Raw genomic sequence first — 2,403 nt, 5'->3', positions numbered from 1 at the left:
GTTTTCCATGTGTTTCTCTCCTTTTTTTATTATTATACCATCTTTCGCTTTTTGCTGTCCACTTTTTTAGTATAGCACCAGTGTCTGAATGAATTCAAAATGTAGATTGCTGACTTTAAAAGAAATGTTTGAGAAATATACAGATTCAAATCATTATATTTCAATAGAAATCATTCAAAAATACTTAAATTCCTGTGGCTATTCGGCACATAAAGTAACGATTAAAGACGATATTGAGGCTTTAATGATAAGTGGCATGGACATTGAATACATTCATAACAAAGGTTACCACCTGAAAAAAAGACCATTTTCAATCAGTATCCTTAAAATACTTGCCGATGCAATTGCTTCATTTCGTTTTCTAACTGTTAAGGATTCAGAAAAACTCCTCAAACTGCTTGAAAGCCTGTGCAGTATTTATGAAGCACCTATACTCAGTAGAAAAATTACTCTCACCAATCGTATAAAGTTGGATAATGAGCAGGTTTTTGATAATATCGATATGATAAATTTTGCTTTTCGCAATAATCAGCAAATCAGTTTTAAGTATTATGATTACGATATAAATAAACAATTGGTTCTTAGAAATGGAGAGAAACGGCGCTGTTCTCCATGTGCATTGGTTATGTGCGGTGAACATTACTATGTTGTATCGCATTATGAAAAATATCCAAATATCTATACTAACTTTCGCCTTGACCGTATGAAAAATATCGAACTATTGAATTTATCTTGTAATCAGCCAGACGAGGCTCTTGATTTGGAACAATACATAAAAGCTTCTTTTTCTATGTTTGGTGGAAAGAGCGAATATGTAACTTTGCGTTTTCCTCTTGAAAACAAATATTGCAATGTAGTGATTGACCGCTTCGGCAAATCTGTTATTATGCTAAGAGATAAAGAATTATATAACCATTTTACTATTCATGTTCCAATCAAAACAGAATTTCCGCAGCCGTTTTTTGCATGGGTATTTTCATTCAATGGAAAGGTGGAAATTTTAAGTCCGTCAGGACTAAGAACTGCTTATTCAGAAATGTTAATGAACAATCTTATCAGTTGCTATACAAAATAAAAACAGGCACAAACGTAATGGTTCGTGCCTGTTACTGTTACTCTTATTCTATTCCATTCTTATCTTTGCTATTATTTTTTGATTTAGCCGGTTTCTGCCTGTCCTTGAAAGCTTCTTTTTTGAGTTTTGCCCTCTCAAAATAGCAGGTACGCTGTTTTTCGGGAGCGTTTTTCTTAGCTTCAATGGCTGCCTGATTAAGTTCATCGGTAAGAGTTGTAAGACGTTCCGTTTTCTGTTCAAGTTCAGCTTGCTGAGGAAATGGAGTAGCAACAATACGCTGTGCATTCTCCAAATCCATTTTCAGCTTGTTCACGCTGTTCTGCGCATCGTTTATGGTCTGGTCAATCTTGTAAAGAGTTGATTCCATACGCTTGAGATTTGCAGAAAAACTGCTTGTCAGTACACACTTATGTTCAGCGTAGCCACTCATCATAATGGAAATATCAGGCTCATTGCCGAACATGACAGCATTAACTGTCAGCTTAAATCCCTGAAATTCGCCGATTTCCTTTTCACTGTCGGAACTCCTTTTAACGAAATCAAGCACAACTTCTTCAAGAGCCTGTGCAGCTTCCTTGCGGTCTGTGTATTCTGTACCGTCAATGGTGATTTTGAATACGGGCAGTTTAGTTTCCTCATCAATCGGAAGCTGACGGAGTATTTCACGGTCTGATTTGAGATTTTCAAGTCTTGTTTCAGCCTTTTCAATCTTTGCAGGGGTGGTGGCTACTGTCTGCTGCATATCGAATACAGTGTTGGTGTGTTCGGCTTTCAGGAGATTGAGTTCCTTAACTTCATTATCGAGCATCATTTTTTCTTTGATACGTTCATCACCCGTACAAAGTGCCTTGATTTCGGAGTAGTTGAGTGCCTGTTGGTCAACGTCCTCACAAGTTCGTGCAGGTGTTTTTGAGGTCATAATCTGCCCGATAAAACGCTGTTTTGCTTCTAAAGTCTGATACAAATAAGCATCAAACGAACCTTTCGTGACGTAGTTATAGACGTGCGCTTTTGCGTTCTGATTGCCTTGTCTTTCGATACGTCCGATTCTCTGTTGAAGGTCACTTGGTCGGTCGAGTAGGTCAGCGGTATTACTACCGCCTTCCCCTCTAAGAACCGTACATGAGAGTTTCCCCTCATACGGCTCAAGCAATTCAAAGCATCTACCAATATAGATGCCGGCTAGTCAACTAACGATTTTGTTTATAGCATTTGTCATGTACGAGATAGCGGACAATCTGTCCATTTTCTTTTTGTTCCCGTACATTCCACTGTGTTTCGGCAGTGATTGGCTGACCGCATAGCGGACACTTCCTTTCCTGCTTATT

Annotated in this window: 1 protein-coding gene and 1 pseudogene; one reads left to right on the top strand and one right to left on the bottom strand. The window is 38.2% G+C overall.

Features of this window, described 5'->3' with window-relative positions:
• The first annotated feature begins 88 nt into the window (after nucleotides 1-88).
• Entirely contained in the window at nucleotides 89-1,075 is a 987-nt protein-coding gene (locus OCV67_RS13100) for a helix-turn-helix transcriptional regulator (RefSeq protein WP_147644379.1), read from the top strand.
• Nucleotides 1,076-1,834: 759 nt separating this feature from the next.
• On the opposite strand, the pseudogene OCV67_RS13825 reads toward OCV67_RS13100, so the two are convergent.
• Nucleotides 1,835-2,147, bottom strand: a pseudogene (locus OCV67_RS13825) (hypothetical protein); the annotation flags it as partial.
• Between the last annotated feature and the right edge of the window lie 256 nt (nucleotides 2,148-2,403).

It is taken from the genome of Porcipelethomonas ammoniilytica, from assembly GCF_025567485.1.
Classification (GTDB): Bacteria; Bacillota; Clostridia; order Oscillospirales; family Ruminococcaceae; genus Porcipelethomonas; species Porcipelethomonas ammoniilytica.
The sequence above is the reverse complement of the archived record's forward strand: the minus strand, read 5'-3'. Positions and strand labels throughout refer to the sequence as shown.

What these genes read in the sequence shown, in the direction of transcription:
- OCV67_RS13100 (WP_147644379.1), top strand. Translation starts at nt 89, where the DNA reads ATGAATTCAAAATGTAGATTGCTGACTTTAAAAGAAATGTTTGAGAAA.